A 26817-nucleotide genomic window follows, 5' to 3' on the forward strand; every position below is an offset into this window, starting at 1 on the left:
AGGGCAATTGGCGATTCTGCGTTCAGACTCCGCGTGCCCGGCCGGCGTGAAACTCCTGAACGAATTCCGGGAAGCGCTCTTCATCCAGCGCCTTGCGGATATTACGCATCAGGTCGAGGTAGTAATGCAGGTTGTGGATGGTATTCAAGCGCGCGCCCAGAATTTCACCTGTCCGGTGCAGGTGATGCAGATAAGCGCGGGAAAAGTTTTTGCATGTGTAGCAAGAACAGGTAGCATCCAGCGGCTCCTTATCTTCCTTGTAACGCGCATTCTTGATCTTCACATCACCGTAGCGCGTGAAAATCCAGCCGTTGCGGGCGTTACGGGTCGGCATCACGCAGTCGAACATGTCGATGCCGTTGGCCACACCGGCCACCAGGTCTTCAGGCGTACCGACGCCCATCAGATAATGCGGCTTGTTTTCCGGCAGTTTCGGGCCGGTATGCGCCAGAATGCGCATCATGTCTTCCTTCGGCTCACCGACCGACAAACCGCCGATGGCGATGCCGTGAAAACCCAGTTCATTCAGGTCCGCCAGCGATTCGTCGCGCAGGTGTTCGAACATGCCGCCCTGCACAATACCGAACAAGGCGTTAGGATTTTCAGTGCGCTTGAATTCATCGATCGAACGCTGCGCCCAGCGCAGGGACATACGCATCGACTTGCCGGCTTCTTCCGTCGTGGCGGGGCGACCGTCGATTTCATACGGCGTACACTCGTCGAACTGCATCACGATGTCGGAATTCAGCGAACGCTGAATCTGCATGGAAATTTCCGGCGACAGGAACAGGCGCTCGCCGCTGATCGGTGAAGAAAACTTCACGCCTTCCTCGGTAATCTTGCGCATGGCGCCAAGCGAAAATACCTGGAAGCCGCCGGAATCGGTCAGGATAGGCTTGTCCCAGCCCATAAAATCGTGCAGACCACCAAATTTGTTCAATACATCCAGGCCAGGGCGCAACCACAAGTGGAAAGTATTACCCAGAATGATCTGGGCATCAATTTCCTTTAATTCCAGCGGCGACATCGCCTTCACCGAACCATACGTGCCAACCGGCATGAAAATGGGGGTTTCAATCTCGCCGTGGTTGACTTTCACCCGACCGCGCCGGGCTGCTGTGGTTTTGTCTTTTTTGATTAAGGTAAATTCAAGCATCACTTTTCCTCATGCATCTCATGGATGCACATTCATCTTCAGGGCTGACGCGAAATTGTCCTGACCGGTGAAGCGCCGCCAACCGCACCTCATTACCGTGAAGCGGGGCAACCATGCCAGGGGGATGTTGCATCAGTCCTTAACGTATTAATTTTCTGACTGTAACAGCATCCGGTTCACGCCGGATAGCGGATATCGCCTTATTTTTTTCCTGACTGATTTGTCAGCAGCATGGCGTCACCGTAACTAAAGAAACGGTAACGTTGTGCAACGGCATGCGCATAAGCGAGGCGGATCGGCGCATAGCCGGCAAATGCCGACACCAGCATCATCAGCGTGGATTTCGGCAGGTGGAAATTGGTAATGAGCCGGTCCACGGTTTTAAATACATAACCCGGAGTGATGAATAATCGGGTATCTGCACTGCCAGCTTCCAGCTGTCCGCTCTGCGATGCCGATTCCAGCGCGCGCATACTGGTGGTGCCGACCGCAATCACGCTACCGCCGCTGACCTTGACCTGCCGGATCAGCGCCACGGTCTCTTCCGGCACGGTATACCATTCGCTGTGCATTACATGCTCGCTCAGGTTTTCCACCCGCACCGGCTGGAAAGTACCGGCACCGACATGCAACGTCACATAAGCCAGTTGAATTCCTTTATCACGACAACGCTGTAACAGCGCCTCATCAAAATGCAACCCCGCAGTCGGCGCCGCCACTGCGCCCGGCACCCGGCTGTAAACCGTCTGATAACGCTGTTCATCAAAATCATCGGCATCATGTTCGATGTAAGGCGGCAACGGCAGGCGGCCATAACGTTCCAGCAGAGAAAATACATCCTCCGGAAAAAACAGCGTAAAAAACTCGCCCTCGCGCTCCCCGACAATCACATCAAATGCGTCAGCCAACCGGATCCGGCTGCCGGGCAAAGGCGATTTGGAAGCACGCATCTGCACCAGCACGCGACGGTCCTGTTCCGTATTCGAGACAATCCGCTCCACCAGCATCTGCACTTTGCCGCCGGTTTCCTTCACCCCGTGAAAACGTGCTTTCAAAACCCGCGTATCATTAAAAACCAGCACATCCCCCGCCGACAACTGATCCAGCACATCGGTAAAATGCCGGTCAATCAGCTGGTCGCCATCCACATGCAACAGGCGCGACGCAGTGCGGTCAGGCAAAGGCGTCTGAGCAATCAGCGCATCAGGCAATTCAAAATCAAAGTCACTCAGAGAATAATTCATACACGGAAAGTGGGGAAAAACAGAACAAAATGCTGCGCACTGTATAAAAAATCAGTAAAATACATCTCAACCCAGTGTTACCTGACGGCCAGACTAACAGCAAAACCCACCATTTTACACTCATGGCAGCTGAAGACCCAAGCGTGCATTCCGCCACTCCTCCCGCTCAGGCAAACGCGGCTGGTCAACGCCAGCGTAAAAAACCGCAGACACCGTCCGCCAGAAAGACTTCCACCGCATCAAGCGCGAGCCAGACCAGCAAAATCAGCGACAAGCTGGCACGGCTCGGATTGCGTACGGATATGGATTTTTTGTTGCATCTGCCGATGCGTTATGAAGATGAAACCCAGGTGCTTGGTATCCGCGAAGCAGCGTTGCGCGGCGGCAGCCAGGTACAGATCGAAGGCAAAGTGCTCAGCGCGGATGTGCAATACAGGCCGCGCCGCCAGTTGATCGTCACCATCGCCGATGACAGCGGCCAGGCGACACTGCGGTTCCTGAATTTTTACGGCAGCCAGCTCAAACAATTCTCTGCCGGTGCGAGGGTCCGTGCCCGTGGCGAGCTGCGGCATGGTTTTGCCGGACCGGAAATCGTTCATCCGTCTTATAAAATGGTGACCCAGGGCGCTCCCCTGCCAACCGCACTGACACCGGTCTACCACACCGCTGAAGGTATTTCGCAACCCTTGCTGCGCAAAGCGATTGCCAGCGCAATAATGCGCAGCGAATGGCGCGATACGCTATCTCCTGCGCGCCTCGCAGCACTCGGACTGCAGGGCTTTGAAGCCAGCGTCCGGCTGTTGCACAATCCACCGCCGGAAGCCGACCAGTACAGTTTATTGGAAAGACATCATCCCGCCTGGCAAAGGATGAAATTCGATGAACTGCTGGCACAGCAGCTGTCACTGAAACGGGCCCAGCAAACACGCCGTCGTCAGGGCGCCAGCGCATTGCCGCTGGTGGGTGAACTCAGCAATGCTTTTTTGCTGACATTGCCATTCTCACTCACCAGAGCACAGGAAAAAGTATTGGCCGAGATTCGTCACGACCTGCGACAGACCTTTCCTATGCAAAGATTGTTGCAGGGTGACGTCGGCAGCGGAAAAACCATCGTGGCGGCATTGGCGGCGGCGCAGGCAATCGATAATGGCTTTCAGGCGGCACTGATGGCACCGACCGAAATTCTGGCGGAACAGCATTTCCGGAAAATTGCCGCCTGGCTCGAACCACTGGGCATACGCACCGTCTGGCTCACCGGCAGCCTGAAGAAAAAAGACAAAGAGCAGGCCAGCGCCCAGATTGCCAACGGCGAAGCGCAGCTGATCATCGGCACCCACGCATTGATTCAGGACAGCGTTCAGTTTAAAAAACTAGGCTTGGTGATTGTCGACGAGCAGCATCGCTTCGGCGTTGGTCAGCGTCTGAATCTGGCCAACAAGGCCGAAGCGGGAAAAATACCGCATCAGCTGATGATGTCCGCCACACCGATACCCCGCACGCTGGCGATGACTTATTTTGCCGATCTGGAAGTATCAGTGATTGACGAGCTGCCACCGGGACGCACACCAGTGCTGACCAGGGTGATTGACCAGCAGCGGCGCGATGAAGTCATCGTCCGGGTACACGCGGCAGCACTGGAGGGACGGCAGGTTTACTGGGTCTGCCCGCTGATTGAGGAATCCGAAGCTCTGCAATTACAAACCGCCACCGATACCCACGCGATGTTATCTGCAGCCCTGCCCGACGTCCGGATAGCACTGGTGCACGGTCGTCTGAAACCCGCCCAGAAGCAGGCTGTGATGGAAGATTTCAGCAGGCAACAGACTCAGGTGCTGGTCGCCACCACGGTCATCGAAGTCGGGGTGGACGTTCCAAACGCCAGCCTGATGGTGATTGAACATGCGGAACGTTTCGGCCTGTCGCAGCTGCACCAGTTGCGCGGCCGGGTCGGCCGTGGCGCCGCGGCCAGCATCTGCCTGCTGCTGTACCAGAGCCCCTTGGGTGGTACTGCCAGACAACGACTGGCAATCATGCGCGAGAGTAACGATGGTTTTGACATCGCCCGCAAAGACCTGGAGCTGCGCGGCCCCGGCGAATTTCTGGGGGCGCGCCAGTCCGGTGAGGCGCTGCTCCGCTTTGCCGATCTGGAAACCGACCAGCCGCTGGTGGAAAAAGCCCGCAATCTGGCGGAAGAACTGTTGCGGGATGATCCTGTCACTGTTGCCGCCCATCTGCATCGCTGGATGGGGAACAAAGAAGAATTTCTCCGGGTCTGAGCATATTATCCCGCTCGTACCCCGCATCCGCCCTGCGGTGCCAGTCATCTCATTTTTTAACAGGATTTTTCGATGCTGACCTTTCTCAAAGCCGACCTCCACAATGACCGGCATGCCAGTGACCTGCTGAATCAGCTTAACAGCTATGCGCTCGACCCGATGGGTGGCGGCGAGACGCTCTCACCTTATTGCCGCCAGCATCTGATTTCCGAATTACAGCAGCGGGAACACACCGTGCACGCTTTCCTGCTGTATCAGGATCAGGTAGCGGCGGCATTCTCAATCTGCATCGAAGGTTTTTCCACCTTTGCCTGCAAACCACTGCTGAATATTCATGATTTTGCAGTCCATCCTGATTTCCGAGGACAGCAGCTCGGCAAACATCTGATGAGCCAGATCAGCCAATACGCAGAACAGCATGGCTTCTGCAAACTGACGCTGGAAGTGTTGGAGGGCAATCATCCGGCACAGGCACTGTACCGTTCTCAGGGCTTTGCCGGCTACGAACTGAATCCGGCAATGGGGGGCGCCATCGTGATGCAGAAAAAATTCTGAACCAGATCGCCCGAATCTGAATACACCCTCCAGTCATCACAGGTTAGAATCAGCAGCACTTTACCTGCTGCATTAACTTCGATAAGGATGACAACATGAGCTTAGATTTCAAAGGCCGCGTAGCGATTGTAACTGGCGCCGGTGGCGGTCTGGGGCGCGAACACGCACTGGCGCTGGCTGCGCGCGGCGCCAGAGTAGTGGTGAATGATCTCGGCAGCGCGACCGATGGCTCTGGCGGCTCCTCCGCCGCCGCATTGGCTGTGGTCGAGGAAATCCGGGCAGCCGGTGGCGAAGCGATCGCCAATGGTGCTTCCGTGACAGATTTTGCAGCCGTGCAGACAATGGTGACAGATGCCATGGCAACCTGGGGCAGAGTCGATATCCTGGTCAACAATGCCGGCATTCTGCGCGACAAGAGTTTCGCCAAAATGGAAATCGATGATTTCCGCCTCGTGATTGATGTGCATCTGATGGGCGCGGTGCATTGCTGCAAAGCGGTCTGGCCGGTGATGATGGAACAAAAATACGGTCGTATCGTGATGACGACCTCCTCCTCTGGGCTATACGGTAACTTCGGTCAGTCGAATTACGGCGCTGCCAAACTGGCGCTGGTCGGCCTGATGCAAACGCTGGCGCTGGAAGGCGCAAAATACGACATCCGCGTCAACAGCCTGGCACCAACCGCAGCCACCCGCATGACTGAAAGCCTGTTCCCGGCAGAATTCCTGCAGGCACTGAAACCGGCAGACGTCGTGCCTGCCATGCTGGTCCTGGCAGCAGAAAATGCGCCAAGCCGCGCTATCCTGTGTGCCGGCGCAGGCAGCTTTGAGGCCGCCCATATCACCCTGACGCAAGGCATCTGGGTCGGACGCGGCAACGATACCCCGGAACAGCTGGCGGCACGGCTGGCTGAAGTCAGACAGCGCGATGGCGAAAACGTGCCGGATAGCGGCGCAGCACAGGGACATCTGGAACTGACAAAAGCGATGTCCCAGCTACAGAAAAACTGAGTTTGACCCGATACTCTCCAGCTTGCCAAAAAGACAAGCTGGAGAATTTTATACTCCCTCTCAGTATGTGCAAAAATCAGCCTGATATTATTGAAAATCAAGGTCAAGAAAATATACTCCCCTCTTTTCCTGCATCCTGACAGGATGTTTTAAAACAGACTGCTGACGTCAGCGCCAGTCTGTGCCACACTAAGCGCATGACCCTCACCGAATTAAAATATATCGTCGCCGTCGCGCGCGAAAAGCACTTCGGCCATGCCGCAGAGGCCTGTTTTGTCGCGCAGCCGACGCTGTCGGTTGCCATTAAAAAACTCGAAGATGAGTTAGGCGTCACCATTTTTGAACGGGGCGGCAGTGAAGTATCCACCACCCCGCTGGGTGCGCAGATTGTCGCTCAGGCTGAACGTGTGCTGGAACAGACCGCTGCCATCAAGGAAATTGCCAAGCAGAATAAAGATCCGCTGGCCGGCTCTTTCCGCCTCGGTGTGATCTATACGATCGGCCCTTATCTGCTGCCGGTACTGGTCAAGACCATGATTCAGCAGGTGCCGCAAATGCCATTGGTGTTGCAGGAAAATTTCACGGTCAAGCTGATTGAGCTGTTGCGCCAGGGTGAATTGGATGCTGCAATCATGGCGCTGCCCCTGCCTGATCAGGGGATGATGGTGCAACCGCTTTATGACGAACCCTTTGTCGTCGCCATGCCGCGGCAACATCCGTGGGCTGATCGTGACAGCATCCCCGCCGCTGAGTTGAAATCGGAAACCATGCTCTTACTTGGTAACGGACACTGCTTCCGCGATCAGGTGCTGGAAGTCTGTCCGGAAATGGCACGCTTTTCAACATCCGGCGATGGCATTGCCCGTACATTTGAAGGATCTTCACTGGAAACCATACGTCATATGGTCGCCTCCGGTATTGGTCTGACTGTGCTGCCGGTCGCCTCCATACCGGATATGCATGCGCAGGATGGCATGCTGCGTTACGTGCCGTTTGAATCGCCGGCACCGGAACGGCGCGTCGTCATTGCATGGCGCAAGAGCTTCACCCGCCAGGCGGCGATTGAAGCGATCCGGAAAGCGGTGCTGGCCTGCCACCTGCCGGGAGTCACCATGCTGGACGAAGCGCCTGGCGCACAATAAATCCCGACCTGCAAAACAACTCGCATGCAGGGAGCTGCATTCCAGTTAGCGCTTTTTCGTGCTTATCTGATGCGTCAACACAGGTAATTCCGGTTTCGCTTCCGGCCTGCGCAATGCGGTAAATGTGGAAAACTCCCAGGAACGGAACCCGACCAGCAGAGTGAAACCGTCACGATCTTCCGGTTGTAATTTGCGATCGTCCTGATGCAGGCGCGCCAGCTCGGCAACCAGCTGCTGGATTTTCTGCACGACCTCCTGCGCGCTGTGGATGGAAACGCGCGCAGGCACGCACAGCAAGGTTTCTCCAACCTGATCAAAACGGCCATTGAAATAATCGCTGACCACGTGCTCGCGGAAATATTGCTGAACCGGGCCATCCGGCCGCCAGTGAAACGCCGCCGATACATTCAGGCGGTAACGGTTATTCGGACGTAATTCAATCAGCTCCAGCTTATCGAGTGCAATCAGATGCAAGATGCATTCTGCCTGGCTCAGCGAATAGGTTTCCACGATCTGCTCCAGCGTCCAGTGTCCCAGACAGCAAATTGCCACCAGCAGTAATTTCGGCTCAGCCATCAGGGATTTTTCCTGCGCCAGCGTCAGCGTATCCGAATGCGGCGTCACATCGGCAGCCTGTCGTAGCACGTCTTCCATCGCCACGCCGGATGCTTTACAGATCTGCGCCAGCCGGGACAGGCTCATATCTTTCTGGCCAAACATGCGTTTGACGCTGGATTCACTCATGCCTATCTGTTCCGCCAGCATTTTGTAGGTCACACCGGCGGCGCGTAATTCGCTGCGCAGCACACTGATCAGTAATTCGGGAGAACTCATTTTGACTTCCTGACTCAATATTAAAATAGCAAATAGTCGTAAATTTCAATACCAATAATTCTGAAATATGACACTTTGAACATTTTTATAGTACCAAGTTCCCGATCAGATGAAACTTATCCCGATGACTGATGCGCAAGTCATCTGTGTTGTGTGCGATGCGGGCCGTCATGCCTCCTCCATGCCGGTCCGCATTATCTGATCAACCATCATAGGAAATCCGCGATGAAATCCCTGTTCCGCTACAGCCTGTGCCTGGGCGTCACTGCAGCCGTATTCCTGTCCGGCTATCTGGCCGGACAATCAGCCACTGTCACGACATCCGCCTGTCAACCACCGGCTGCCGGCAGCTTTGCCAACGACACGACAGACAGTCCCGCCAACGCAGATACCAGCTTTGTTCCGGAGAACCACCCGCATTCACCCCTGCTGCTGTAAGACTGGTGCCGGCGTCCGTGACCGGGAGATTCGCCTTTATAATGCGGATCATCACGACTTTTTCACGCACTCATGAACGCCATCCTGACCCGCCTGCACTGGTATCTGAAACTGGTCCGACTGGATAAACCCATCGGTATCGTCTTGCTGTTGTGGCCGACCTTATCGGCACTATGGATTGCCAGCCATGGCGTTCCCGACTGGAAACTGGGAGTGATTTTTTGCCTCGGCACCACGTTGATGCGTTCTGCCGGTTGTGCCGTGAATGATTATGCCGACCGGGAATTTGACCGTCATGTGAAACGCACGGCAGAACGTCCGCTGACCAGCGGCAAAATTTCCGGCAAAGAAGCGCTGCTGATTGCATTGCTGCTGTCGGCGATTTCTTTCCTGTTGATCTGGCCGCTGAATACCCTGACTAAACAACTATCGGTGCTGGCCGTCATGATCGCTGCCAGTTATCCGTATTTCAAACGCTTCTTCCCCATTCCGCAGGCTTATCTCGGAATCGCCTATGGCTTCGGCATCCCGATGGCTTTTGCCGCCGTACAAAACCATGTGCCGCTGATTGCATGGGGTCTGCTGCTGGCCAACATCTTCTGGACGGTCGCTTACGATACCGAATATGCGATGGTTGACCGCGACGATGACCTGAAAATCGGCATCAAGACGTCTGCCATTACTTTTGGCCGCTTTGACGTTGCCGCCATCATGATCTGTTATGCCACCAGCTTTGCGCTGATCACGCTGATCGGCTGGCAACAAGGATTGCGCTTCTGGTTCCTCGCTGGCATGGGCGTTGCCGTACTTTGCGCGCTGTATCACTATCGCCTGATCCGGGAGCGGGACCGCATGCGCTGTTTTGCTGCCTTCCGTCACAATAACTGGCTGGGAGCCGCAATCTTTGCTGGCGTTGCACTGGACTATGTATTACATTGATTCATACAACAATATCAACACTGCATTTATTTGATCTGCAACAAGAGGCCTGGTTTTGGCTTACCTAGACTACAGATAAGAATTCTCCAATTACTTTTCATAAAGGATCTGCCATGAGCTCCGTAGAACAGCATAAAGATCAGTTGATGCACGATTTGAATCAGGTTATCCGTGATGCCGAAGAGTTGCTTAAAAACACTGAGCAGCAGTCGGGCGAAGGCTTCAAATCCGCCAAGGCACGCTTTGAGCACACATTGAAAAATGCCAAAGCAGAAGTAGAACGCATCGAAGACGTGGTTGTGACCAGAACCAAGGAAGCTGCCAAAGCGACGGATGTCTATGTCAAAGAAAACCCTTGGCAATCCGCCGGTATCGCTGCCGGTGTTGGTCTGCTGCTCGGTTTGTTGATCGGCCGCAGCAAATAATTCATGGCCATACTGGACTCAATCAGGCATCTCAGTGCGACAGTTGCGGGTATTGTGCATACCCGTCTGGAGCTGGCTGCGGTTGAAATTGAGGAAGAATTGCACCGTTTTTCCTCATTATTGCTCTGGTCGTTGACCGCACTGTTTTGCGCCTGCTGCGCCGTTGTGTTGCTGGTGGTGTTCCTGATCGCAGTCTTCTGGGACAGCTATCGTTTAACGCTGATCTCGGTTCTGATCGCTTTGTTTGGCATCTTCGCTGCCAGCATCGCCTGGTGGGTGCGCAAACAGTTCAGCCAAAAACCCGGTTTGCTGTCACACAGCCTGCAGGAACTCGAAAAAGACAGCCTGGCGCTGCGCAGGCATGACAGCGCAGCCGTAGCTTCCGGCGCACCGGAAACATCGTCAGCACAATGAATATGGCTTCTGATTACGCAAACCGGCTGGCCTTGCGCCGCAAAACCCTGTTACTGAAAATTCAGGCACAACGCCAGTTGCTGTCTCTGCAGACTCAACATGTCGGGGAACAGATTGCATTTGCCGAATGGAGTTTCCAGGCCGGACAGCAATTAATCCGGCTGGTAAGACACAAACCGCTTGCCGGTATTGCAGTCGCAGCCGGCGTCGTAGCCGTTAAGCCGGCACGCTTGCTGAACTGGTTCGGCACATCTTTCCGGCTTTGGAAAATCTGGCGGCAGATGGCGCCTTTGCTGAAGCAGGATCAGTCGCAGTCCTGAAATTACACAAGGACGACGGCGCATTACTAGACAATCAACAGATCATTAACAGTAGTTAACGCATGTGCCGAGGCTGTTGCCCCAAAGCCAGTTGCCCACCCGTTTTTTTGGCGGCAAACAGCCATAAACGCTCACGCTGATCTCCCGGACGCGCACCTTCCCAGACCAGATGCCACTGATGACTGTTCAGATGTTCCGGCAAATGATTTTGAAAGCCATTCACCAGCAACAGATCGCATTGCATATCTGGCTGCTTCTCCTGACGATAGGTAGTGATGCCGGCAAAATAGCGCAACATGGCACGTTCTGATTCGCCCAGATCTTTACTCGCCATGCAGTCAAAATGATGCGGCAACGCTGTTTCCATCGAATAAAAAACGCTGCGGTAGCTTTTTGCATAATCCACCCATGGCAACAACAGGCTGCTCATCAGCATCCAGCTCAGGCTGACGCCCGACACCCAGCTGATCAGACCACGGCCACGCACGTCCTTAAGCCTGCCGATATACATCATCGCGACGACAGTGATTCCGGAAGCAAACATCACCTCCACCCACCTGAAATCCGGTGTGAATGTATCCGGCAAGTATTTGAGGATAAACATCCAGCGTGGCGGCCCTCCTTCCCAGATCATGGCTGCCCAGAGCGTCCAGATGAACAGAGCTGTCGTACCAAAAATCAGACGGGAAGTCCAGTCGAAAAAGCGATCCACCCTGAACGATAAATGACGAGCCGCAGGCGCAGCCAGAATGGCCAGCGGCAATAACAGCGGCAATGCGTAATTGTCTCTTGCGGAAGCGGCACGCCATAACACCAGCAACATAATCGAAAATACCAGCACACAGACCTGCAACACAGCAGAACTCCGCCACGTGGCACGCTCTCGCCAGAGCGTCAACGCCGCCAGCGGCAAGGCCGGGAAAGTAAACCAGGGCAAAGTGGTAATCCAGAATCCATCTGTATGTGGCGCACCCAGCTGCGCCACAGAAAAACCAAAAAATCTGCCAATGTTATTCAGCCAGAACCAGTCCATGAACAAAGCCGGGGAGCGTCCCAGCAAAGCCAGCGGCCAGATCAGCAGCCACGGCAAAGAAAAGCACAGGGCAAGCAGTAAGACATGCAGATACGTTTTCTTACGCCACGATTGAAACAGCAACGGCAACAAAGCAGCCGTCAGACCAAACACACCCAGCGCCAGTATTCCCTTTGCCATAAACCCGATGCCGACACCTGTACCTAGCAATATTCCCGATCTCAGCGGATTATTTTTGACCTCTGCAAACCCGGCGGTAGCAACCGCAAAACCGGTCAGCAAAGGGACATCGGTCAACATCATATGAGAATGTAAAAGCAGTCCCAGGCAGGCCAGCAGAGACATAATCGCAAAACGTCCATAACCCTTCCCCCACCAAGTGCGGGCAGCCCAACCGGTAGCGATACAGGTAATGATCATAAAAACGCCGGTTGCCAGCCGCGCACCGTCATGCAACGCCAACCAGGGAGAAAGCGTATTTGCAAGAACTGTAGCCAGCCAGTAATACAAAGGCGGTTTTTCCATAAATGGCTCACCAGCCATCATTGGCACAATCCAGTCACCACTTTCCAGCATGTGATGGATAATACCGAAGATATAGGTTTCATCCTGCTTCCAGGGATCATGTCCGATCAGACCAGGAAGCAGGTAAATGGAAATCAAGATCAGCAATGCAAACAATGCCGCATTCAGGCGTTGTGATACCCATTCAATAAGGCAGGAAACAACAGACTCATTACCTGCTTCACACAAGGTAACAGAGGTCGTTCCATCACCGATGAGGCGAAGACGAACAGAAAAGAAGGTACGAAACCAGTCAAGGAAAATCATGTAAGCACATCAAGGGAAATACATTAAAGAGATGTGCAATGATTCATCGAACTATCAGGAGACGCGAAAATTTTCGCGATAAACGATACAAAGCACATAAATCCGGACTGCTGAAGTTAGCAGAAAAACAAAAAAAACTAACACCGGAAGGTAACATATTGTATCTCAAGTACGAGTTTTTTTTGTAAAATTTCTATTCGAAAAGCTATATGACACGCAATTTTGCATTTGCGAAAAAACATTTTCAGAATAAATCATCATAAAAATGCACAACATTCTGATTTTTCATCTTCTAAATTGCAATTGAGCAATTTTTAGTCAATGTCATACACTTTTATGACTATGCTTGCTGACCAAACTCATCACCCAGTTCTGCTGCTCTTGCAGCAGCAACCTTGACGGCCGTCACGATGGACTGTCCGACCCCGGCAGCCTCCATGCTGGACAAGGCAGCATATGTGGTTCCGCCTTTTGAGGTCACCCGCTCACGCAGAATGCTGACTGACTCACTGGAGTGCATCGCCAGCTGAGCAGCCCCCTCAAAGGTGGCGATAGCAAACTGATTGCCTTGTTCAGCACTCAATCCCAGCTGCTGCGCTGCCTGTTGCAGAGCTTCGATAAAATAAAATACATAGGCGGGACCGCTGCCGGAAATAGCGGTAACGGCATCGATCTGCTGTTCCCGTTCCATCCAGGATGTCAGCCCGACTGAACGCAGGATATCGTCAGCAATCTGCTGTTCGTGTACGCTGACGCCAGGTAAGGCAAACATCCCGGTGATGCCTTTACCAACCAGGGCAGGTGTATTCGGCATCGCCCGCACAATCTTGCCGTAAGCATTCAGCCAGCGGGAAATATCGCTGGCACGAATACCTGCAGCAATCGTTATCAACAGCTGTTGCCGCACATACGGCGCCAGTTCCCCGACCACATCTCTTAACTGCTGCGGCTTGACGGCAAGAATAATCACATCGGCATCCTGCAGGCGCGCATCAATCGCCAAAGCCGTGGTCACGCCAAATTCTGTTTCCAGGCGATTCAAGGAGGTCTGATTAACATCCACGACATGAATGCAGCCAGGCAGTGTGAAATCGGGCAATAAACCGCCAATCAATGCACCAGCCATATTGCCGCCGCCAACAAAGGCAATTTTTAATTTATTTTGCATAATTCCTGCTCCCAAAAATTCCTGTTCCGATTCTGACCATCGTACTGCCTTCCGCGATTGCGGCATGTATGTCACTGCTCATCCCCATCGACAATGTATCAAGAGAAATACCTCGCGCAATCAACTGATTCTGCAAGGCATGCAGCCGCTGAAAGGCCTCACGTTGCGCCACAAAATCCGTTACTGGCGCAGGCACGGCCATCAGGCCACGCAACCGGATTTTCGGTAATCCGCTGATCCGTTCTGCCAATACCAGTACATCATCAGGCGAGACGCCGCTTTTGCTGTCTTCGCCGCTGATATTCACCTGCAGACAGATATTCAGATCCGGATAATCCGGGGGACGCTGCTCAGACAAGCGATGCGCAATCTTCTCCCGGTCGACGGAATGCACCCAGTCAAAATGCTCCGCAATCGGTTTCGTTTTGTTACTTTGTATCGGTCCGATGAAATGCCATTCCAGTGTAAATTCAGGCACACTTTGTTTCAGGAATGCAATCTTGTCGAGCGCCTCCTGCAGATAATTTTCGCCAAATGCACGCTGCCCACAGCGCGCCGCCTCGATAATGGCATCGGTTCCGAAAGTCTTGGAAACCGCCAGCAAACGGACACTGGAAGCAGGTCGCCCATATTGCAACTCGGTGCGCCTGATATCAGACAATACGGCTTGCAAGTTGTCAGAAATTAAGGACATAATCGAACAATTTTTTATGAAACTTCACTCAATCCGGGCTGTACCAATCCGCAGCCCCCTGTGTCATGCCTGCCATCCAAGGATGGCGCAATAATAGTGGAATTATAAATGGACATCTCTGAGCTGCTTGCGTTCTCGGTCAAGAATAACGCTTCCGACTTACATCTTTCTTCCGGCCTGCCGCCCATGATACGTGTACATGGCGATGTACGGCGCATCAATCTGCCGCCGCTGGAACACAAAGACGTGCATGAACTGATTTACGACATCATGAACGATTCCCAGCGCAAGATTTACGAAGAAACGCTGGAGTGTGATTTTTCCTTTTCGATTCCCGGCCTGGCGCGTTTCCGTGTCAACGCTTTCAACCAGGAACGGGGACCAGCGGCAGTCATGCGTACCATTCCCTCTAAAATCCTGACGCTGGAACAGCTAAACGCACCGCGGATTTTTGCCGATCTCGCGTTAAAGCCGCGCGGTCTGGTACTGGTAACGGGCCCGACAGGCTCCGGTAAATCCACCACCCTGGCGGGAATGGTGAATCATCTCAATGAAAACGAATACGGCCACATCCTGACCGTTGAGGACCCGATTGAATTCGTGCATGAATCCAAAAAATGTCTGATCAATCAGCGTGAAGTCGGACCGCATACCATGTCCTTCAACAATGCGCTGCGCTCTGCGCTACGTGAAGATCCGGATGCGATTCTGGTCGGTGAATTACGCGATCTGGAAACCATCCGTCTGGCGCTGACTGCTGCAGAAACCGGCCATCTGGTGTTCGGCACCCTGCATACCTCGTCAGCCGCAAAAACTATTGACCGTATCGTCGACGTATTTCCGGCGGAAGAAAAGGAAATGGTGCGCTCCATGCTGTCGGAATCCTTACAGGCGGTGATTTCACAAACCCTGCTGAAAACCAAGGACGGCTCCGGACGAGTTGCAGCACATGAAATCATGATTGGCTCGCCCGCGATCAGAAACCTGATTCGTGAAGCCAAAGTCGCCCAGATGTACTCAGCCATCCAGACCGGCAACAATCTCGGCATGCAAACACTGGATCAGAATCTGACCGATCTGGTCAGGCGCAATGTCATTTCGGTGGGAACAGCACGGGCTGCCGCCAAAATCCCTGAAAACTTCCCAGGCTAATCTGAAACGATAGGAGCATCCCGACATGGAACGCGATCAGGCCACGAAATTCATGCATGACCTGCTGAGGTTAATGCTCAGCAAAAATGGATCCGATTTATTCATTACCGCAGACTTTCCTCCTGCGTTCAAAATTGACGGCAGGGTAACTCCGGTTTCCAACCAGCCGCTGACGCCGGCGCATACTGTCGACCTTGCGCGCGCTATCATGAACGATAAGCAGGCCGCCGAATTTGAATCATCCAAAGAATGTAATTTCGCGATCAATCCGGCAGGCATGGGGCGTTTCCGTGTTTCCGCGTTTATGCAGCAGGGCCGGGTCGGGATGGTGCTGCGGACGATCACGACCGCTATTCCCAAATTTGATGAGCTTGGCCTTCCGGAAAATCTGAAAGAAATTGCCATGACCAAACGGGGGTTGGTCATCATGGTGGGTGCAACCGGTTCCGGTAAGTCCACCACGCTTGCGGCAATGGTCGGATACCGCAACCAGCACAGTTACGGTCACATCATCACCATTGAAGATCCGATCGAATACGTACATCCTCACGCAAACTGCATCGTCACTCAACGTGAGGTGGGCATTGACACAGAAGACTGGGGGGCCGCACTGAAAAACTCTTTACGGCAAGCGCCGGACGTCATCCAGATCGGCGAAATCCGGGACAGGGAAACGATGGATTTTGCAGTTGCGTTTGCAGAAACGGGACATCTCTGCCTCGCCACCCTGCACGCCAACAGCGCCAACCAGGCACTTGACCGCATCATCAACTTCTTCCCGGAAGAACGCCGCGCCCAGCTTCTGATGGATCTGTCGCTGAATCTGAAATCCGTGATTTCTCAACGTCTGATTCCTCTCAAAGGCCGCAAGGGACGGGTTGCCGCAGTCGAAATCATGCTGAACTCGCCTTTGGTTTCTGATCTGATTTTTAAGGGGCAGGTGCATGAGATCAAAGAAATCATGAAAAAATCGCGCGAACTCGGGATGCAGACTTTTGATCAGGCTTTGTTTGACTTACATGAGGCCGACCAGATTTCATACGAGGACGCATTACGCAATGCCGATTCCGTCAATGAATTACGTCTGGCAATCATGCTCAAGGGAAAAGAAGCCAAAGAACGTGACCTGAGTGCAGGCACACACCACCTGGGGATCGTATGATGAGCGCACTGGATTACACGGCAAACAACCTGCAGGGAAAAGAAACCGATCTGCGCCAGTATCTGGGGCAGGTCGTGCTGATCGTAAACACGGCCAGCCAGTGCGGCTTTACCCCGCAATACAAAGGGCTGGAGGCGGTGTACCAGCAGTTCAGAGATCAGGGTGTCGTAGTGCTGGGCTTTCCTTGCAATCAGTTCGGTCATCAGGAACCAGGCGATGCGGATCAGATCGGCCACTTCTGCGAAAAGAATTACGGCGTCACTTTTCCTTTGTTTGAAAAAATCGACGTCAACGGGAAAAATGCCCACCCCTTATTTCAACATTTAAAATCGGCGGCACCAGGCATTTTGGGAACACAGGCAATCAAATGGAATTTCACCAAATTCCTGATCGGGAAAAATGGTCAGGTCTTTAAGCGTTATGCTCCGCAAACCACGCCGGCAGAAATCACTGATGATATCCGAGCCTTGCTGGCATCGACCTGAAGGGATCAGATCATTCCCAGAACGCGTAATGCCAGCGGCAGCAGGATTGCCGTCAGTAACCCGGATAATCCCATTGCCAGACCGGCAAACGCACCAGCCTGCTCACTCATCTGAAATGCCCGCGCAGTACCAATACCGTGTCCACTGACACCCAGTGCAAAGCCACGGATGCTGTCATCCCTGATCCGCAGCAAGTTCAGAATGGCGGAAGCCATCATCGCCGCGGTGATTCCCGTCAACATTACCAAAGCAGCCGTCAGGGAGGGCAGGCCACCGACCTTTTCCGTGATGCCCATGGCGATCGCCATCGTGACTGACTTTGATGCCAGCGACAGCACGGTAATCCGGGATGCGCCAGTGATATGCGCAATCCCCATTGCCGTCACGATGGCAACCGCACTGCCGAGAACCGATGCCGTTAAGAATGCCAGCCAGTGCCGGCGCAGCTGATTGATTTGCTGATAGAGCGGAACAGCCAGCGCCACCGTCGCTGGTCCCAGCAGGAAGTGCACGAACTGGGCACCCGAAAAATACGTACTGTAAGAAGTATTCGTCAGTGTCAGAATCAGGACCAGCAATGCCACAGCAATCGCAACAGGATTTGCCAGTGGACTGAACCGGCATCGGACATACATCGCATACGCAAGCTGATATACCAGCAAGGTAGCCGTCAGTCCTAGTAAGGGTGAAGTCGCCAGATAAACCCAGATTTCACTGAAGCGGTTACTCATTTTTGCATATACTTTGCACACAAGGCAGTGACGACAATCGATAACGCCGTGCTGACCAGCAAAGCCAACAGTAACGGCAGCCATTCATTCAGCACACGTTGCCCATGCACCATGATTCCGACACCGGCAGGGATAAACAGCAAGGATAGATGCCTGAGCAAGACCTGAACATCCGGCAACAATTTTTCTGCCATGCCTTTCCGTGCCAGCAGGTACAAAAACAGCATCAGCATACCGATGACCGGCCCCGGAACCGGCCAATCGAACAAATGCACGATCCCTTCACCGAACGACTGGAAAATCAGTAGTATCGAAAACGTCCGCAGCATGTCCGCCTCTTTTCAGAATCAGCACTAATCGCTTAATGCAGGGCCTGTTCCAGCAATTCTATCCAGTGCAGAACGGGTTTGCCGGTACCTGACTGCAAATGCGTGATGCAACCGATATTGGCTGAAACGATCGCATCTGGTGTGGTTGCCAGCAGTTTTTCCAGTTTATTGTCCCGCAAACGGTAAGATAAGTCCGGTTGCAATACCGAATAAGTACCGGCGGAACCGCAGCACAAATGGCTGTCGGCACACAATTGCACATCCACCCCGGCAGCACGCAAGATAGCTTCGACTTTGCCACGAATCTGCTGCCCGTGCTGCAGCGTGCAGGGCGGGTGCCAGGTAATGCGTTGAGTGATTTTCCCCTGCATTCTGACAGCAATCTGTGACTCAAATTCCGGTAGGATTTCGCTCAGATCTTTAGTCAATGCGGAAACCTGACGGGCTTTTTCTGCATAGACAGTATCGTGCGCCAGCAAATGTCCGTAGTCCTTGACGGTTACTCCGCAACCGGATGCTGTCATAACAATCGCTTCGGCACCGGCTTCAATGAACGGCCACCAGGCGTCGATATTACGCCGCATGTCGTCCAGAGCAGCGTCCTGCTCATTCAGGTGAAACCGGATCGCACCGCAGCACCCTGCTTTGGGAGCCACGATCAGCTGCACGCCCAGCACATCCAGCACCCGTGCCGTTGCGCTATTGATGTTTGGTGACATGGCAGGCTGTACGCAGCCATCCAGGAGCAGCATTTTGCGTACATGGTTTGTCTGCGGCCATGCGATCGTAGTTTTTTTCTCCGGCACTTTTGCGCGTAATGCCGCTGGCAGCACAGGACGCATCGCCTGTCCCAGACGCATGGCGGGTTTGAATATCCAAGGTCTCGGCAGGAGTTCTTTCAAACCAGTTCTTAACATCTGCTGCACCGGTGACCGCCCTACTTGCTGCTCAACCACCTGCCGGCCGATATCGAGCAACCGGCCATATTGCACACCGGACGGACAGGTGGATTCACAATTACGGCAAGTCAGGCAGCGATCCAGATGCTGCTGTGTTTTCTGGGTCGCCGGTTTGCCTTCCAGTACCTGCTTGATCAGATAGATACGGCCACGCGGTCCGTCCAGCTCGTCACCCAGCAACTGATATGTCGGGCAGGTTGCAGTACAAAAGCCGCAATGGACACACTTGCGCAAAATGTCATCAGCTTCTTTGCCTTCGCGGCTGTCTTTTATAAAATCGGCGAGATTGGTTTGCATGATGAATCAGAAATCCTTATACAAGCGACCTGGATTAAAAATCCCGGACGGATCAAATGCTGCTTTCAGCCGTTGGTGAATGCCGGCAATCGCGGGCGCCAGCGGCGTAAAAACGCCAACACTTTTATCCCCGCCGCGAAACAGCGTGGCATGGCCGCCGGCAGCCTGTGCCGCAGCACGGATCGCGGCAGGGCTCTCATCCGTGAACAACCAGCGTTGCGCGCCACCCCATTCTGTGAGGGCTTTTCCGCTCAACTTCATTGCCGGCGCGGTCGACGCCACCGACAGACGCCAGAGTCCGTGTGCATCGTCCTGACTGAAAAAATCATGGGTCTGATCCTGCAATGTCTGCCAGCTGACAGCAGCATCCTGCATTACTTCGCCACCCAGCTTTTGTCTGGCGGCGCGGACCGCAGCTTCAGCCCCCGACAGGCGCAACATCAAGCGACCAACATGCCAGCAGGTGCCTGTGATCGGCAGCGCCTGCCCGGCCCATTCATTCATTTTTCTGATGGCATCGGCCTCAGACATGGCGAACAGCAATGTGGTTTCTGCAAATGGACGCGGCAATACTTTAACAGACACATTCAACACCAGTCCCAGGCTGCCCATGGAACCTGCAAGTAGTCGGGATACATCGTAACCCGCGACATTTTTCATGACCTGCCCGCCAAACTCCAGTATCTGCCCCTTTCCATCCATCAGCGTCACACCCAGCACGAAATCCCGCAACGCCCCAAGGTAAGGTCTGCGTGGTCCGGATAATCCGGCAGCCAGCATTCCACCCAGCGTGGCATCCGGCCCAAAATGCGGCGGATCAAATGCCAGCATCTGCTGATGTTCTGCCAGCGTCGCTTCAATTTCGGCCAGGGGTGTTCCGCACCGTGCGGTCAACACCAGCTCAGTCGGTTCGTAGGCAATGATTCCGCTGTAAGCCCGGGTATCCAGCAATTCGCCTTGCAACGATTGCCCATACCATTGTTTGCTGCCGCTTCCCCGTATCTGTAACGGCGTTTTCCGCTCGGTAGCCTGCTGAATCCGGCTACGGAAATCATCGAGTATGCTTTTCATGGTGATATCTGTCCCGCTATTTTTTATTTTTCAGAAACGTGGCAACTCAGGAAATGCCAACCGGCCTTTGCTCACGTGCATACGCCCGTATTCGGCACAGCGATGCAGAGTTGGAATCGCCTTATCGGGATTAAGCAACATGAATGGGTCAAACGCTTTCTTGACATCCCAGAATGCATTCATTTCCTCGCGGGAAAACTGCACACACATGGAATTAATCTTTTCAATACCCACACCATGCTCTCCGGTAATGGTGCCGCCGACAGCGACGCACAGCTCCAGGATTTCAGCGCCAAATGCTTCTGCCCGGTGAAATTCACCTTCCTGATTGGCATCAAATAAAATCAGCGGATGCAGGTTGCCGTCGCCCGCATGAAACACATTGGCGCAGCGCAAACCGTACTTTTCTTCCATTTTAGTGATACCGATGAGGACTTCTGCCAGCCGCTTGCGTGGAATCGTGCCGTCCATACAGTAGTAATCCGGTGAAATCCGGCCGGCGGCTGGAAATGCATTTTTACGTCCGGACCAGAAACGCAGACGCTCAGCCTCGGTCTGCGACACGGCAATGGCGGTTGCACCAGCCTGCTCCAGCACAGCACTCATACGCGCAATTTCTTCGGCCACTTCTTCTGCCGTACCGTCGGACTCGCAGAGGAGAATCGCCTCGGCATCAACGTCGTACCCGGCATGAACAAAGGGTTCAACCATACGGGAAGATGTCTTGTCCATCATTTCCAGACCAGCAGGAATGATGCCGGCAGCAATCACATTCGCAACTGCGTTACCACCTTTCACAACATCATCAAAGGACGCCATAATGACACGCGCTAACTGCGGTTTAGGAATCAGTCTGACTGTCACTTCGGTCACTACACCCAGCATTCCTTCCGAGCCGATCAGCACTGCCAGCAAATCCAGTCCCGGTGCATCGAGCGCATCACCACCGAGTTCGATCACTTCACCTTCCATGGTGACCACCCGTGCACGCAACACATTGTGCACCGTCAGACCGTATTTGAGGCAATGTACCCCGCCCGAGTTTTCGGCGACATTGCCGCCGATGGTACAGGCAATCTGGGATGACGGATCCGGTGCGTAATACAGTCCTAATCCCGCAGCAGCATCCGAAATAGCGAGATTGCGTACGCCTGGCTGTACAACTGCAGTCCGCGCATAGGCATCGACCCGGATAATTTTATTCAGCTTCGCCGTGGATAACACCAGCCCGTCAGCAATCGGCATGGCACCGCCCGACAACCCTGTACCTGCGCCGCGCGGAACGATCGGTATCTGCAAACGCCGGCAAATCTCCATGACCGCGATTATCTGCGTTTCACTTTCCGGCAGGCAAACCACCATCGGTAATTGCCGGTATGCCGCCAACCCATCGCATTCATAGGGCCGGGTATCCTCCTCCTGCGCCAGCACGCAATGTGCCGGCATGACTTGCCGCAATGCTTCAGCCAGTGTACTTTGCCTGCTCCGGTCAATCTGCACAGAATTACTTTGCTCCATACCTTCACCTCATTATTTTTTTACCAGTGTAATCGGCTGTCAGCAATTATGGATGAATAGTTTGAAGATGATTCACTGAATAGTTTTCAGGAAAAAAAAAAGGACGCCGCAGCGTCCTTTTGTTCTCATTCCAGTGATTAAACCGAGAAAGATGAACCGCAGCCACAAGTCGTGCTGGCATTCGGATTTTTAATCACAAACTGCGCGCCTTCTAGATCATCTTTGTAATCGATCTCGGCGCCTACCAGATACTGATAGCTCATGGAGTCAATCAGCAATTGCACGCCGTTCTTGGTCATCGTAGTATCGTCTTCGTTCGTGATTTCATCAAAAGTGAAACCATACTGGAAGCCGGAACATCCGCCACCCTGCACGAAAACGCGCAGTTTCAGTTCAGGATTACCTTCTTCCTCGATTAGCTGGGCAACCTTTGCGGCAGCGCTGTCAGTAAAATTAATCGGTGCGGGCATTTCTGCAACGGCATTCATTTTTTGCTCCTTCAATCGGTGATACCTGACATTATAGTCCTGTGCGCTGAACTATGCATTGGATGCAGCGAGCTTCAACACTGCATGCTCTTGTTCTGCATCATGTGTTAGCTTGCCTGAGACCAGCGCGCCACTCAGCATTTCCAGCGTCTTGTAATGAACATCGCCTGAAATCCTGGCCTTTGGTTGCAATTCAAGCAATTCTGTAGAGATAACCGGCCCGTTGATGACGCCGTTGACCACCACATGCGCAGCACGTACTTCACCATCAATAATTGCCTGCTCGGAAATGATAAGCATGCTGGATGACTCGGTATCGGCAATAACATTGCCACAGATATGTCCGTCAATCCGGAGTCCGCCCTTGAAATGCAGGTCACCCTCAATCTTGGTGGCAGAACCAATCAGGCTGTCTATCGTATTTTTCACTTTGCGGCTAAACATGCGAATCTCCTGTGCGGGGCCTACATCAGATCCAGACGCTCCGGAAAATTGGGACAGATTCTGATGCAGGTTATAAATTGACCGTTTGCTGGGCACGTATCTGGCCTTTATCCAGCACTTTTGCCAGAACAGACTTCACCGCCGTGCCATCCGGAAGGGTAATCAGGCCTTCCACCCTTTGATAATGCCTGAATGATAATTTCAATTTTCCGGCATCCCCGGTTTTCGGATCGGGGAACAGCATCGTAACAGGTTTACCGGCTTGCACCAAGCCCAGAGAAAACTGCAGTTCGCCAGAAAAATCCTTACCGTTTTTCACCCCTTGCATGACGAGCGCACGGTAACGAATCTGGGTTGAGGACACAACTTCGACCTTCAGATTTTGCAGGGCAACGCCATCCGTCCCGGTTGCAGAAGGCATCAGCCCTTCAAAAAAAGCCAGATCATCTTTCAGCTTCTGGTTTTCCGCAGTCAGGGTTTTCACCTGTTCGGTTAACTCTTTCTGCATGGACCTGTCGATATTTATCTTGCTGTCAATCGTGTTTGCCTCCAGCCTGAGCTGATCGCGCTCGGCAGTCAGCAACTCAAGTTTCTGGCGCAAGGACTGCACCTGGTCCTGATTGAATTGAGGGCCAAATGCAAAATTCCGCCCCAGATCATAAGTCCACCATGCCACAGCGCCGATCAGCGCAATCAGTAGCAAAGACATGGCAAGCTTCATCGGCCAGGGCTGCTGATGCGTAATGGTCATTTTTGACGCCAGGTGACGCCGCTGCCAGATTTTTCTTTTTGACATACGTGATCAGGGTAGTACAGGTACGTGCATCAAGCCGGTCGTTTCCGGCAGGCCAAACATCAGATTCATACACTGCACAGCCTGTCCTGATGCACCTTTCACCAGATTATCCTGCACCACCAGTACAATTACGGTATGACCGTTGTTTGGCCGGTGCAGAGCAATACGCAGCATATTTGAACCACGGGTCGAGCGCGTTTCAGGATGGCTGCCAAATGGCATGACATCAACGAATGGTTCATTCCGGTAGGCCTGCTCAAATAATGCCTGCAATTGCTCATTGCCGACATCCGCCGTCAGACGGGCATACAGCGTGGAATGCATACCACGGATCATCGGAACCAGATGCGGGGTGAACAACAAGCCTACAGGCTGATCGGTCATCTGCTGCAACTGCTCAATGGTTTCCGGGGTATGACGATGCCCGGAAACACCATAAGCTTTAAAAGAATCGCTGGTTTCCGAGAACAAAATACCGATTTCTGCCTTGCGTCCAGCCCCGGAGACACCGGATTTGCAATCCGCAATCAGGCTACCGGCATCAATCACCTTCGCCCGAAGCAAAGGGGCAAATCCTAATTGCATGGTCGTCGGGTAACATCCCGGATTGCCAATCACACGGGCAGACCGGATAGCGTCGCGGTTGAGTTCAGGTAAACCATACACCGCTTCTGACAGTACATCTTTGCACGTATGCGGAATACCGTACCACTTCTCAAACTGCGTAACATCCTTCATCCGGAAATCTGCCGCCAGATCAATCACCTTCACTCCGGCAGCGAGCAACTCCTGCGCCTGCGCCATCGCCACACCATGCGGCGTCGCAAAAAACACGACATCACACTGCGCCAGATTTGCTTTATCCGGTGAAGAAAACGCGATCTGCACGCGTCCGCGCAAAGATGGATACATGTCCGCAACCGGCAAACCATCTTCTTTACGGGATGTAATCGCCGTTAATTGCGCATCAGGATGGGTCGCCAGAATACGCAGCAGCTCCACGCCTGTATAACCTGTGCCACCAACAATGCCAACTTTAATCATTTACTTTCCTTGCAAGAAATTTTTACGTTATTCTAACAGCAGACTTCCTGATCTGAATGATCCAGATAAAACTCGTTACACGGTAGCAGGAAATAAAAAAAGCCGCCTGAACAGGCGGCTTTTTTGCTCCAGCAATAAAAAATTAACGCTTGGAGAATTGCTTTGCGCGACGTGCTTTGCGCAGACCCACTTTTTTACGTTCAACTTCACGGGCATCACGAGTAACGAAGCCAGCTTTGGACAATTCGGATTTCAAAGTTGCATCGTAGTCGATCAGGGCGCGAGTGATACCGTGACGCACTGCACCGGATTGACCGGATTCGCCGCCGCCGTGAACGTTCACCATAATATCGAATGTTTCGAGATTATTAGTCAGTTCCAGAGGCTGACGGATCACCATCAGACCAGTTTCACGAGAAAAATATTCGCTTGCCGGTTTGCCGTTGACAACGATCTTACCGCTGCCAGCTTTCAGGAATACACGAGCAACTGCGCTCTTGCGACGGCCAGTACCGTAGTTGTAATTACCGATCATGGCTAATCCTTAGATGTCGAGTACTTGTGGTTGCTGTGCAGAATGCGGATGCGTTGCATCAGCATATACTTTCAGCTTCTTGATCATTGCGTAGCCGAGTGGGCCTTTTGGCAACATACCTTTTACCGCTTTTTCCAGCGCACGGCCTGGGAAACGCTCTTGCATTTTCTGGAAATTGGTTTCATAGATACCGCCTGGGTAACCAGTGTGACGGTAGTATGTTTTGTTCAGTGACTTGGTGCCAGTCACGCGCAGTTTGCCGGCGTTGACAACGATGATGAAATCGCCAGTGTCTACGTGTGGTGTGAATTCTGGTTTATGCTTGCCGCGTAAACGGAGTGCCACTTCGCTGGCAACACGTCCGAGTACTTTATCTGTCGCGTCAATCACGAACCAGTCGCGCTGAACCTCATGGCCCTTAGCGGAAAAGGTTTTCATGTTGAATCCTAAAAAGTTAAATATGCCCTTGGTTACGGTGGTTCTGCCGGCATTTCAGCAGACTCTCCCTTTTCATATCTCGTTCGGGCAAATCGAGAATCAAAAATTATAAAGCCTTTCAAATACTTAAGGCAAGAAATGTTTAAAATTTAGGCAGTTTTTTTGTTTTAAACAAAAAAATACCCGAAGACCAAGCTTCGGGCTGAATCCACCAAAGGAGGAGGTGGAGGAGACAATTGCGTGGCAGTCAACAGTAATCTCTATTAACTAACCGATGAGTCAATAATAGGACAAGAAATTGTGCAGTGCAAGATAATTCGACGACATTCACAGGAGGACTCCCTCTAATTTCAGATACAGTAAAATCCAGTACTGATATCAATTAACGTCGAAATGAGGATCACATGGAAGCAACTGTACGCTGGACAGGTTTATCGGGCATGTCATTTCTGGCCGAAACCGGTTCCGGTCATGCTGTACTGATGGATGGCGCCCCCGACGGAGGTGGCCGCAATCTGGCGCCACGGCCAATGGAAATGGTCTTACTGGGAACGGGCGGCTGCACTGCGTATGATGTGGTACTGATCCTGCGCAAGAGCAAACAGGATGTCCGCGGCTGCGATGTTCGCCTGCAGGCAGAAAGAGCAGAAACAGAACCCAAGGTATTTACACAGATTCATTTTCATTTCACTGTGCGTGGGCGCAATCTGAAACCAAATCTGGTTGAACGGGCAATCAAGCTATCGCATGAGAAATATTGCTCTGCATCCATCATGCTCGAAAAAACTGCCACGATCACACATAGCTACGAGATTATTGATGACCTAAGCCTGCCATCCGAACACGAAGCGGCAGAATAAGCGCAGCAATTCACGACGGCAAATCAGAA

Annotated in this window: 30 protein-coding genes; 13 read left to right on the forward strand and 17 right to left on the reverse strand. The window is 53.0% G+C overall.

Annotated features, from left to right (window positions below; translation table 11 throughout):
• Positions 1-22 precede the first annotated feature (22 nt).
• Both tgt and queA read right to left on the reverse strand, forming a co-directional pair.
• Positions 23-1156, reverse strand: a complete 1134-nt coding sequence (tgt, locus tag HV832_RS06460) for a tRNA guanosine(34) transglycosylase Tgt (RefSeq protein WP_176802734.1) — start codon at positions 1154-1156, stop codon at positions 23-25.
• Positions 1157-1356: 200 nt separating this feature from the next.
• On the reverse strand, positions 1357-2400 hold the full coding sequence (queA, locus tag HV832_RS06465; RefSeq protein ID WP_176802735.1) for a tRNA preQ1(34) S-adenosylmethionine ribosyltransferase-isomerase QueA: 1044 nt from the start codon (positions 2398-2400) through the stop codon (positions 1357-1359).
• 122 nt (positions 2401-2522) lie between these two features.
• Here queA and recG point away from each other — a divergent pair, with 122 nt between their 5' ends.
• The 4 genes from recG (at position 2523) to HV832_RS06485 (ending at position 7383) form a co-directional block, all read left to right on the forward strand.
• A complete protein-coding gene (recG, locus tag HV832_RS06470) occupies positions 2523-4676 on the forward strand; it encodes an ATP-dependent DNA helicase RecG (protein WP_176802736.1) in 2154 nt (717 codons plus the stop codon).
• Positions 4677-4748: 72 nt separating this feature from the next.
• The gene (locus tag HV832_RS06475; protein WP_176802737.1) at positions 4749-5231 is read left to right on the forward strand and encodes a GNAT family N-acetyltransferase; all 483 of its coding nucleotides are present in this window, start codon (positions 4749-4751) and stop codon (positions 5229-5231) included.
• A 95-nt stretch (positions 5232-5326) separates the two neighbouring features.
• The gene (locus tag HV832_RS06480; protein WP_176802738.1) at positions 5327-6241 is read left to right on the forward strand and encodes an SDR family NAD(P)-dependent oxidoreductase; all 915 of its coding nucleotides are present in this window, start codon (positions 5327-5329) and stop codon (positions 6239-6241) included.
• A 197-nt stretch (positions 6242-6438) separates the two neighbouring features.
• Positions 6439-7383: a hydrogen peroxide-inducible genes activator gene (locus tag HV832_RS06485; RefSeq protein ID WP_176802739.1), complete on the forward strand. Its 945-nt coding sequence runs from the start codon at positions 6439-6441 to the stop codon at positions 7381-7383.
• Between the two features lie 45 nt (positions 7384-7428).
• Here HV832_RS06485 and HV832_RS06490 read toward each other — a convergent pair whose 3' ends face one another.
• Complete coding sequence (locus tag HV832_RS06490) at positions 7429-8217, reverse strand: helix-turn-helix domain-containing protein (RefSeq protein WP_176802740.1); 789 nt, start codon at positions 8215-8217, stop codon at positions 7429-7431.
• Positions 8218-8442: 225 nt separating this feature from the next.
• Between HV832_RS06490 and HV832_RS06495 the strand changes: the two genes are divergently transcribed.
• From HV832_RS06495 to HV832_RS06515, 5 genes are all read left to right on the forward strand, one after another.
• Positions 8443-8655: a hypothetical protein gene (locus tag HV832_RS06495; protein WP_176802741.1), complete on the forward strand. Its 213-nt coding sequence runs from the start codon at positions 8443-8445 to the stop codon at positions 8653-8655.
• A 72-nt stretch (positions 8656-8727) separates the two neighbouring features.
• Entirely contained in the window at positions 8728-9594 is an 867-nt protein-coding gene (gene ubiA / locus HV832_RS06500; protein ID WP_176802742.1) for a 4-hydroxybenzoate octaprenyltransferase, read from the forward strand.
• 113 nt (positions 9595-9707) lie between these two features.
• Positions 9708-10019 (forward strand): ElaB/YgaM/YqjD family protein, encoded by a 312-nt coding sequence (locus tag HV832_RS06505; protein ID WP_176802743.1) that lies wholly within the window; start codon positions 9708-9710, stop codon positions 10017-10019.
• A 3-nt stretch (positions 10020-10022) separates the two neighbouring features.
• The gene (locus HV832_RS06510; RefSeq protein WP_176802744.1) at positions 10023-10433 is read left to right on the forward strand and encodes a phage holin family protein; all 411 of its coding nucleotides are present in this window, start codon (positions 10023-10025) and stop codon (positions 10431-10433) included.
• Between the two features lie 2 nt (positions 10434-10435).
• Positions 10436-10753, forward strand: a complete 318-nt coding sequence (locus HV832_RS06515) for a YqjK family protein (RefSeq protein WP_176802745.1) — start codon at positions 10436-10438, stop codon at positions 10751-10753.
• A gap of 55 nt (positions 10754-10808) precedes the next feature.
• Here HV832_RS06515 and HV832_RS06520 read toward each other — a convergent pair whose 3' ends face one another.
• The 3 genes from HV832_RS06520 to HV832_RS06530 all read right to left on the reverse strand — a co-directional run bounded on the left by HV832_RS06520 (position 10809) and on the right by HV832_RS06530 (position 14479).
• Entirely contained in the window at positions 10809-12617 is a 1809-nt protein-coding gene (locus HV832_RS06520) for an ArnT family glycosyltransferase (protein WP_176802746.1), read from the reverse strand.
• A 340-nt stretch (positions 12618-12957) separates the two neighbouring features.
• The gene (proC, locus tag HV832_RS06525) at positions 12958-13785 is read right to left on the reverse strand and encodes a pyrroline-5-carboxylate reductase (RefSeq protein WP_176802747.1); all 828 of its coding nucleotides are present in this window, start codon (positions 13783-13785) and stop codon (positions 12958-12960) included.
• Positions 13775-14479 (reverse strand): YggS family pyridoxal phosphate-dependent enzyme, encoded by a 705-nt coding sequence (locus HV832_RS06530; protein WP_176802748.1) that lies wholly within the window; start codon positions 14477-14479, stop codon positions 13775-13777. Before HV832_RS06530 ends, proC begins: the two co-directional genes overlap by 11 nt.
• 108 nt (positions 14480-14587) lie before the next feature.
• Between HV832_RS06530 and HV832_RS06535 the strand changes: the two genes are divergently transcribed.
• Genes HV832_RS06535 through HV832_RS06545 form a run of 3 tightly spaced genes read left to right on the forward strand, consistent with a single transcriptional unit; the run spans position 14588 to position 17278 of the window.
• Entirely contained in the window at positions 14588-15631 is a 1044-nt protein-coding gene (locus HV832_RS06535; protein WP_176802749.1) for a type IV pilus twitching motility protein PilT, read from the forward strand.
• A gap of 25 nt (positions 15632-15656) precedes the next feature.
• Positions 15657-16793 (forward strand): PilT/PilU family type 4a pilus ATPase, encoded by a 1137-nt coding sequence (locus tag HV832_RS06540; RefSeq protein ID WP_176802750.1) that lies wholly within the window; start codon positions 15657-15659, stop codon positions 16791-16793.
• Complete coding sequence (locus HV832_RS06545; protein WP_280525081.1) at positions 16790-17278, forward strand: glutathione peroxidase; 489 nt, start codon at positions 16790-16792, stop codon at positions 17276-17278. The genes HV832_RS06540 and HV832_RS06545 overlap by 4 nt, the downstream gene beginning before the upstream one ends.
• Before the next feature lie 5 nt (positions 17279-17283).
• Here the strand turns inward: HV832_RS06545 and HV832_RS06550 are convergent, their stop codons facing one another.
• The 11 genes from HV832_RS06550 to rplM form a co-directional block, all read right to left on the reverse strand.
• Positions 17284-18009 (reverse strand): LrgB family protein, encoded by a 726-nt coding sequence (locus tag HV832_RS06550; RefSeq protein ID WP_176802751.1) that lies wholly within the window; start codon positions 18007-18009, stop codon positions 17284-17286.
• Positions 18006-18338 carry a CidA/LrgA family protein gene (locus HV832_RS06555; RefSeq protein WP_176802752.1) on the reverse strand — a complete coding sequence of 111 codons (333 nt, stop codon included), beginning with the start codon at positions 18336-18338 and terminating at the stop codon, positions 18006-18008. The genes HV832_RS06550 and HV832_RS06555 overlap by 4 nt, the downstream gene beginning before the upstream one ends.
• Positions 18339-18370: 32 nt before the next feature.
• Complete coding sequence (gene glcF, locus HV832_RS06560) at positions 18371-19594, reverse strand: glycolate oxidase subunit GlcF (RefSeq protein WP_176802753.1); 1224 nt, start codon at positions 19592-19594, stop codon at positions 18371-18373.
• A 6-nt stretch (positions 19595-19600) separates the two neighbouring features.
• Positions 19601-20665, reverse strand: coding sequence for a glycolate oxidase subunit GlcE (gene glcE, locus HV832_RS06565; RefSeq protein WP_176802754.1), 1065 nt, complete (start codon positions 20663-20665; stop codon positions 19601-19603).
• Between the two features lie 30 nt (positions 20666-20695).
• A complete protein-coding gene (locus HV832_RS06570) occupies positions 20696-22183 on the reverse strand; it encodes an FAD-linked oxidase C-terminal domain-containing protein (RefSeq protein ID WP_176802755.1) in 1488 nt (495 codons plus the stop codon).
• Positions 22184-22320: 137 nt separating this feature from the next.
• Positions 22321-22671, reverse strand: coding sequence for an iron-sulfur cluster insertion protein ErpA (gene erpA / locus HV832_RS06575; protein WP_176802756.1), 351 nt, complete (start codon positions 22669-22671; stop codon positions 22321-22323).
• 51 nt (positions 22672-22722) lie between these two features.
• Positions 22723-23115 (reverse strand): bactofilin family protein, encoded by a 393-nt coding sequence (locus tag HV832_RS06580; protein ID WP_176802757.1) that lies wholly within the window; start codon positions 23113-23115, stop codon positions 22723-22725.
• Between the two features lie 70 nt (positions 23116-23185).
• Positions 23186-23911 carry a DUF6776 family protein gene (locus HV832_RS06585; protein ID WP_176802758.1) on the reverse strand — a complete coding sequence of 242 codons (726 nt, stop codon included), beginning with the start codon at positions 23909-23911 and terminating at the stop codon, positions 23186-23188.
• 6 nt (positions 23912-23917) lie between these two features.
• Complete coding sequence (gene argC / locus HV832_RS06590) at positions 23918-24955, reverse strand: N-acetyl-gamma-glutamyl-phosphate reductase (protein WP_176802759.1); 1038 nt, start codon at positions 24953-24955, stop codon at positions 23918-23920.
• Between the two features lie 142 nt (positions 24956-25097).
• Positions 25098-25490: a 30S ribosomal protein S9 gene (gene rpsI / locus HV832_RS06595; RefSeq protein ID WP_176802760.1), complete on the reverse strand. Its 393-nt coding sequence runs from the start codon at positions 25488-25490 to the stop codon at positions 25098-25100.
• 9 nt (positions 25491-25499) lie between these two features.
• Complete coding sequence (gene rplM / locus HV832_RS06600) at positions 25500-25928, reverse strand: 50S ribosomal protein L13 (protein ID WP_176802761.1); 429 nt, start codon at positions 25926-25928, stop codon at positions 25500-25502.
• Positions 25929-26332: 404 nt separating this feature from the next.
• Between rplM and HV832_RS06605 the strand changes: the two genes are divergently transcribed.
• Positions 26333-26788, forward strand: coding sequence for an OsmC family protein (locus HV832_RS06605; protein WP_176802762.1), 456 nt, complete (start codon positions 26333-26335; stop codon positions 26786-26788).
• Positions 26789-26817 lie beyond the last annotated feature (29 nt).

Source organism: Cognatundibacterium oligocarboniphilum (assembly GCF_013377855.1).
GTDB lineage: Bacteria > Pseudomonadota > Gammaproteobacteria > Burkholderiales > Burkholderiaceae_D > Undibacterium > Undibacterium oligocarboniphilum.